9 protein-coding genes are annotated in these 5814 nt (G+C 34.1%); all 9 read right to left on the bottom strand.

Features of this window, described 5'->3' with window-relative positions; genetic code table 11:
- Window positions 1-542: 542 nt before the first annotated feature.
- Window positions 543-782: a hypothetical protein gene (locus N2201_07200; protein ID MCX7785985.1), complete on the bottom strand. Its 240-nt coding sequence runs from the start codon at window positions 780-782 to the stop codon at window positions 543-545.
- Between the two features lie 6 nt (window positions 783-788).
- The gene (locus N2201_07195; GenBank protein MCX7785984.1) at window positions 789-926 is read right to left on the bottom strand and encodes a hypothetical protein; all 138 of its coding nucleotides are present in this window, start codon (window positions 924-926) and stop codon (window positions 789-791) included.
- A gap of 120 nt (window positions 927-1046) precedes the next feature.
- Window positions 1047-1697: a nucleotidyl transferase AbiEii/AbiGii toxin family protein gene (locus N2201_07190; GenBank protein ID MCX7785983.1), complete on the bottom strand. Its 651-nt coding sequence runs from the start codon at window positions 1695-1697 to the stop codon at window positions 1047-1049.
- Window positions 1690-1944, bottom strand: coding sequence for a hypothetical protein (locus N2201_07185; GenBank protein ID MCX7785982.1), 255 nt, complete (start codon window positions 1942-1944; stop codon window positions 1690-1692). Before N2201_07185 ends, N2201_07190 begins: the two co-directional genes overlap by 8 nt.
- Before the next feature lie 70 nt (window positions 1945-2014).
- Entirely contained in the window at window positions 2015-2242 is a 228-nt protein-coding gene (locus tag N2201_07180) for a sulfurtransferase TusA family protein (protein ID MCX7785981.1), read from the bottom strand.
- Window positions 2243-2255: 13 nt separating this feature from the next.
- Window positions 2256-2726: a DsrE/DsrF/DrsH-like family protein gene (locus tag N2201_07175; protein ID MCX7785980.1), complete on the bottom strand. Its 471-nt coding sequence runs from the start codon at window positions 2724-2726 to the stop codon at window positions 2256-2258.
- 75 nt (window positions 2727-2801) lie between these two features.
- Window positions 2802-4034, bottom strand: coding sequence for a cysteine desulfurase (locus N2201_07170; protein MCX7785979.1), 1233 nt, complete (start codon window positions 4032-4034; stop codon window positions 2802-2804).
- A 41-nt stretch (window positions 4035-4075) separates the two neighbouring features.
- The gene (pdxA, locus tag N2201_07165; GenBank protein ID MCX7785978.1) at window positions 4076-5014 is read right to left on the bottom strand and encodes a 4-hydroxythreonine-4-phosphate dehydrogenase PdxA; all 939 of its coding nucleotides are present in this window, start codon (window positions 5012-5014) and stop codon (window positions 4076-4078) included.
- A gap of 107 nt (window positions 5015-5121) precedes the next feature.
- Window positions 5122-5814, bottom strand: a 693-nt coding sequence (locus tag N2201_07160; GenBank protein MCX7785977.1) for an ABC transporter permease, incomplete at its 5' end; no start/stop codon positions are given.

Raw genomic sequence — 5814 nt, 5'->3', positions numbered from 1 at the left:
CTGTTAAAGAATCCAAAATAAACTCTCTATCCGAATTTAATTGCCTGTTTTTTATATCTTCTATATATTTTCTTTTATCTTCTATATATTCTCTCGGTGTCATTTTAATTACCTATGCCTGTGAGTGAACGAGTTATAAAGCATTTATATTGGTACTTTGCTTTATTGATTATAAGCTCGGATTTGTGTTCTTGCTTATCAAAAAAATGTTTCATCAAACATTCATTCTTTTGCATTTTTTCAATCTTCATTCTTTGCATTGTACTGACATGAGGATAATCTATCAATTATTTGTTTTTCTCTTCCTTCTTATATTTTCATAGATTTCTCATTAATTTTGTTTTTTTTACAATTCAACCTACGTTTTGGAATTATAACCATAGTTCTAATCTCATCAGCGGAAATTCTTTATCGTCTTTATGTATCTTAAAGTTATTTCTTAAGTAAAACTCAATAGGTCCAGATGGATTTTCCGGACTGCCTTTTCGGGCAAAAGTCTCAACTGCTTTTACTTTTCTGCGTCTTAAATCATCAATAATTTTTTATAAGAGTATGCTTCCAATGCCGATACCTCTGAATTCTTTTTGAGGGATGAAAATACACGAAATTAAGACCGCATCTGCACTCGGTGGTCCTGAAGGATAATCTGATGATTTTGGTAAATGGGCTGAAGGTGCATATTGAGCATATCCGACAGATTTTCTATTTATATACACTATCATTCCACAATTACCAAATACTCTCATTGTATTATTTAACCAATTTAATTTCTTTTTTAACATTTGTTCTTATATCTCTTTTTTAGGGTCAATGCATTCTTCAGGATATTCCCAATAAATACAATATTTACAACTGACAGGGTGAGCGTCCCATTGTGGAGCATCCAATAAATTTTCCTCAGTTAGATTGACGATTTTAACTCTCATCTCGCGTCATTAGTAGACTTTGCCTTGCAGACTTGCAATAGTATTTATATGAATATAATAATATATGAATATAATATAATTTTAATGCTCTTATAGTGTGCGGATTTTATTCACATAAATTCACTCTAAGCTTTCCTCTTCTAAAAGATGTTTTTCGAACTCCCGGATATTCCTGATAAAGAAATCTTTTACTGTTTGCCAAGGCACTGGTTTTATTAACATTAATTCTGGTTCTTGGTCCGCATCTTCAAAATAAACAAGACTTTTAAGAATATGATAATAGTTTATCTCAGTTTTCTTAAAACGATGTTTGAGAAATTTTATGCCTTCACCAATATTTAACTTATTATAAAGATAACAACAGTAAATGTCATAAAAATCTTTTTTACTACCACGTTGCGATAGCGTTTTGAATTTTTCTGCTAAAATGTCGCGCCAATCAGCAACCTTTATCTTGGCAAAATCGGTTAATGGGTAAAATAATGGAACCAAATATCGCATAAAAGAAACTTTGACTTCGTTAATGGTGCAGTGTAAAGTTACTGAACTAACAGATACTTCCTGATATTGATAATTAGTTTCAAGATAACGCGCAAGTTGTTCGGGTTTAAAATCTTTGAGTGTAAAAAAATCCAAATCTTCAGAAACTCGGTGTCCGATATATAATGCTAAGCCACTTCCTCCACCTAAATAAAAATCGTATTTATTAATCTCATCATTAATAGTAAAAAGTAATTTTCTTGTTTTTTCTGATAAAACTTGTTCAAACATTCTCAGTCCTTTGTTTATAGTATGTTCTCCAGAAGATCAATGTCTTATCTAATAGTCCTCGTTTATTATTAATAACATTTTTAATTAATTCGTCAGAATAGGTTTGGCGCAGCCAATTTATTGCTTTGCATTCGCCGTAATCTAACACCCGCCTAATTATAAAGTTAGCGTGTCGGTTAATATCAACATCAGACTTATTAAAATCCCAAAATAACTTATAAATGTAGTCGGGTATACTTTTCTTCATAATCAGTTTAGTGTAATTGGATAGTGGTGTAATGTCAATGTAAATTTTGAGCCAATTAAGCCAATAGGGGTTATTTCTTTTTTACATATCCTTTAATAACATTGCCCTCTTTTTCAATACCTAAACACTCATTACCGGTCATTTGGCACCAATGAAATAAATCTTTTTCAAATCCTGGGTCATCAGCAAAAATCTCTAAAATTTCACCGGATTTCATTGTTTCCAGTTCTTGTTTGGTTTTAATAATCGGCATCGGACAAAAAAGTCCAATACAATCTAATGTTCTATCTGCTTTCATTTTTTTCTACATATTATATAAATAAGTTTATCTTTGAATCTTTGGCTTCGGCTAAATAGGTTGAGGCACCAGCAAATTCATCAATCTCGTCAATTAAGTTTTTTCTATCTAATCCTAAAACACTACAACTTGTGGTGCAGGCAATATATTTTACCCCAAGTTCTTTAGCCAGTTTCATCAAATCTTCTAATGATGCGACCTTGGTCTTTTTCATTAATTTTTTCATAACCCAAGGACCTAATCCGAACATATTTAGTTTTGATAATGGCAATTTTGCGGGCGATATAATATTAAATAACCGCTGAATAAAATTCTGCGATTTAGATATTGTAAAAGTAGTCCGCTTAAGCACATTCAGCCCCCAATAAGTAAAAAATATTGAAACCTCCATTCCGCTGGCAGCCGCGGTTGTTGCTAAGGTAAATGCGGCGATTGCTTTATCGAAATCACCGGAAAACAGAATAATGGTCATTTTATCTTTCATATCATCTCTACTTTAACCACATAAATTATCCGGTAATCTAATATTAACAAATAAGATTCTAAGTCATTTCGTGGTTTATTCTGTTTGTTCATGATGATGTTCATAGTCAGTTCCTGGGCCAGCCTCTTGTCTTTTGCCGGTTTTTAGAAAATAAGCATAGAGTGGCGAGAGGTCTCGTAATTTTTTTACAATTGGTGGTAATTCTTGCAATAGATAATCAATGTCTTCATCGGTATTATATTTGGAAAGGGTCATAGTAATTGAACCTTGGGCAATAGCTGGCTCAACTTTAATTGCCGATAAGATATGTGACATCTTAAGTGCTTTAGAAGTGCAAGCCGAACCGCTGGTTAAATAGATTCCTTTCTCATCCAAAAATAACAGCATTCCTTCACCTTCAATAAACTCAACAGAAAAATTGACATTATTGGGCAGTCGCTTATCTGGATGTCCATTTAGATAAATATATTCGATCTTTTCTGGTAGTTCGTTAATTAATCGGTTTCTTAATTTAAGCATTTTATTATAATTAGTCCCAAGTTCCTGTTTAGCAATTTCCGATGCTTTGCCTAAGCCGACAATTGCCGGCACATTTTCTGTTCCTGCTCTGCGACCAGCTTCTTGAATGCCACCATCAATCTGGGGAATAATTCTTATACCTTTTCTAATATAAAGTGCAGATGCACCTTTAGGACCATAGAATTGCGAACCAGACAAACTTAATAAATCAACCCCTAATTTATTAACATCAACCAAAATTGTGCCAACAGTTGCAATTGCATCAGTATGAAATAAAACATTTTTCTCTTTGGCAATTTTAGTTAATTCTGCAATTGATTGAATTGTGCCGATTTCCGGGTTAGCATGCTGAATTGAAATTAAAATCGTATCATCTCTAATTGCTTGCCTTAAATCATCAGGTGAGACTAATCCATATTTATCAACCGGCAGATAAGTAATAGCAAAACCCGATTGTTCTAAGCGTCGAGCAGAATAGAGCACAGAAAAATGTTCAATGCTGGAAACAATAATATGTTTGCCTTTAGATTTATAGGCTTCGGCAACACCTTTAATTGCCAGATTATTTGATTCTGAACCGCAAGAAGTAAAATAAATTTCTGAACTATTCGCACCAATCAAATCTGCTACTTGCTCACGGGCTTTTTGAATTGCTTCATAGGACTTTGCACCTAAAGAATGCATACTCTGGGCGTTGCCATAATATTCTGTGAAATAAGGAAACATTGCCTTCAAGACCCGGTCGTCAATTTTGGTTCCTGAATGATTGTCTAAATATATATGTCGCATAGAATAATTATAATTTATTATTTATTATAAGGCAAGTAATTCTACTTGGTTAGATTCAAACACAATGTGATTGCATTGTACATCGCCCGAGGATTAGCAATACCTTGACCCGCAATATCAAATGCAACTCCGTGCAATGGCGAAGAACGGATAAAAGGTAAGCCCAATGTTACATTGACTCCGGTTCCTTGAGACAAAAGTTTCACGGGCAACATTCCTTGGTCATGATACATTGCAACATAACCATTTATCGCGGTTCGCTTACATCTGTCCGCAAAGATGCTGTCCGCAGGAATCGGACCATATACTTTGATACCTTGTTTCTGTGCCTGTTTGATTGCCTTGACAATACTATATTCAGCACCACAAGTGAACTCAAATGCGTGAGGATTTAGAGAAAATACCCCAATTTTAGGGCTTTTAATCTTTTCATAATGGTTTAGATAGTTATTTAAGAGAATTATTTTTTCTAACACATTCTCTTTAGTAATTAATTTAGGCACATCTTTTAATGGATGATGGATTGTTACCAGAATAATTTTTAGTTCTTTTGACCAAGCAAGCATACCATGTTTATCAACACCAAATTCTCGGGCAAAATATTCAGTCTGGCCAGGAAACAAAAATCCTGCTAATGATAAAGCAGTTTTGGATACCGGTGCTGTGACTATTCCTTTAATTTCGCCGACTTTTAATAAATGGATGGCAAGATTTAATTGTAAAAGCGAAGCAATGCCACACTTTTTCTGAGGTTTACCAAATTCATAACTGAAATTTTCAAAAGCATCGATAACCTTACATTCTATCAGTGATGGCAAAATATTTTTAGCATTATGCAGAATCTTTTTTGGTAAATTTTCTAAAAGTTTTCTATTGCCGATAATTATGAGTTTATCTTTTGGCAACGATTTCGTCGAGATTGCTTTGAGCACAATTTCCGGTCCAATACCTGAAGGGTCACCGATGGTAATACCAATCATATGAAATTAAAAATCAAATATCAAAAATCAAAATGTAACGCAGAATATAAACTGCATTGTAGGACTTTTTGATATGTCATTTTGCATTTTTGACTTTGTAGTTTGAATTAGTAATGTGCAATTGTGCCGGTGCGTCGAGTTCGACGGTCGATGATTTCGAAAACCAAAAGCCCAAACCCAACCCACACGACTCCTAAAATTATAAGCCGGATAAAAGCCGAGGCTACAGAAAACTGCATATTTTCACCAATGAGAAAATGGCGCACGGTCATTACTCCATAAGTTGTCGGCAAGAACAACGATGCTTTTTGCATAAAAACCGGTAAAACCGCTAATGGATAAGCAATTGGTGTGATTACCATCATAATTCCGGACAGCGCTTCGGAGACTAACCATCCTTGCTTGAGGATTAAGGTTAAACTTGCAATCATCATTCCAAATCCATATAATGCAATTAACATCAAACCGACAATAATTAGTGAGGGTAAAATACCTGATGGGTTTATGGTTAATTTAAATATTAAATTGATTACTAATAACTGAAAGAAAATCATTAATCCTTGATGAAGTGTTGAATGTAAAGCCATTCCCAAGGCGAAAACCCATCTGGGCACAGGTGCGGCAAAAACTGATTCCAAGGTTCCCCAATATTGTTCTTTTCTTAAGGAAAATCCCATTGCCCATAATGCCATATTGAGAAACCCAATAAAAATATAACCCAGCGTAACAAAAGTAATTAAATCATTAGTTCCGGTCAGTCTTTGCAAAGACTCAGAAGTTTTTCCACCAACTAATGCCAC

Source organism: candidate division WOR-3 bacterium, from assembly GCA_026418155.1.
GTDB lineage: Bacteria > Hydrothermota > Tepidihabitantia > Tepidihabitantales > CAIPLT01 > JAOABV01.
Note: the sequence above shows the minus strand (reverse complement) of the source record. Positions and strands in the feature narration are given on the sequence as shown.

Coding starts and splice junctions, on each gene's coding strand:
- N2201_07200 (MCX7785985.1), bottom strand. CDS start 782: ATGTTAAAAAAGAAATTAAATTGGTTAAATAATACAATGAGAGTATTT.
- N2201_07195 (MCX7785984.1), bottom strand. CDS start 926: ATGAGAGTTAAAATCGTCAATCTAACTGAGGAAAATTTATTGGATGCT.
- N2201_07190 (MCX7785983.1), bottom strand. CDS start 1,697: ATGTTTGAACAAGTTTTATCAGAAAAAACAAGAAAATTACTTTTTACT.
- N2201_07185 (MCX7785982.1), bottom strand. CDS start 1,944: ATGAAGAAAAGTATACCCGACTACATTTATAAGTTATTTTGGGATTTT.
- N2201_07180 (MCX7785981.1), bottom strand. CDS start 2,242: ATGAAAGCAGATAGAACATTAGATTGTATTGGACTTTTTTGTCCGATG.
- N2201_07175 (MCX7785980.1), bottom strand. CDS start 2,726: ATGAAAGATAAAATGACCATTATTCTGTTTTCCGGTGATTTCGATAAA.
- N2201_07170 (MCX7785979.1), bottom strand. CDS start 4,034: ATGCGACATATATATTTAGACAATCATTCAGGAACCAAAATTGACGAC.
- pdxA (MCX7785978.1), bottom strand. CDS start 5,014: ATGATTGGTATTACCATCGGTGACCCTTCAGGTATTGGACCGGAAATT.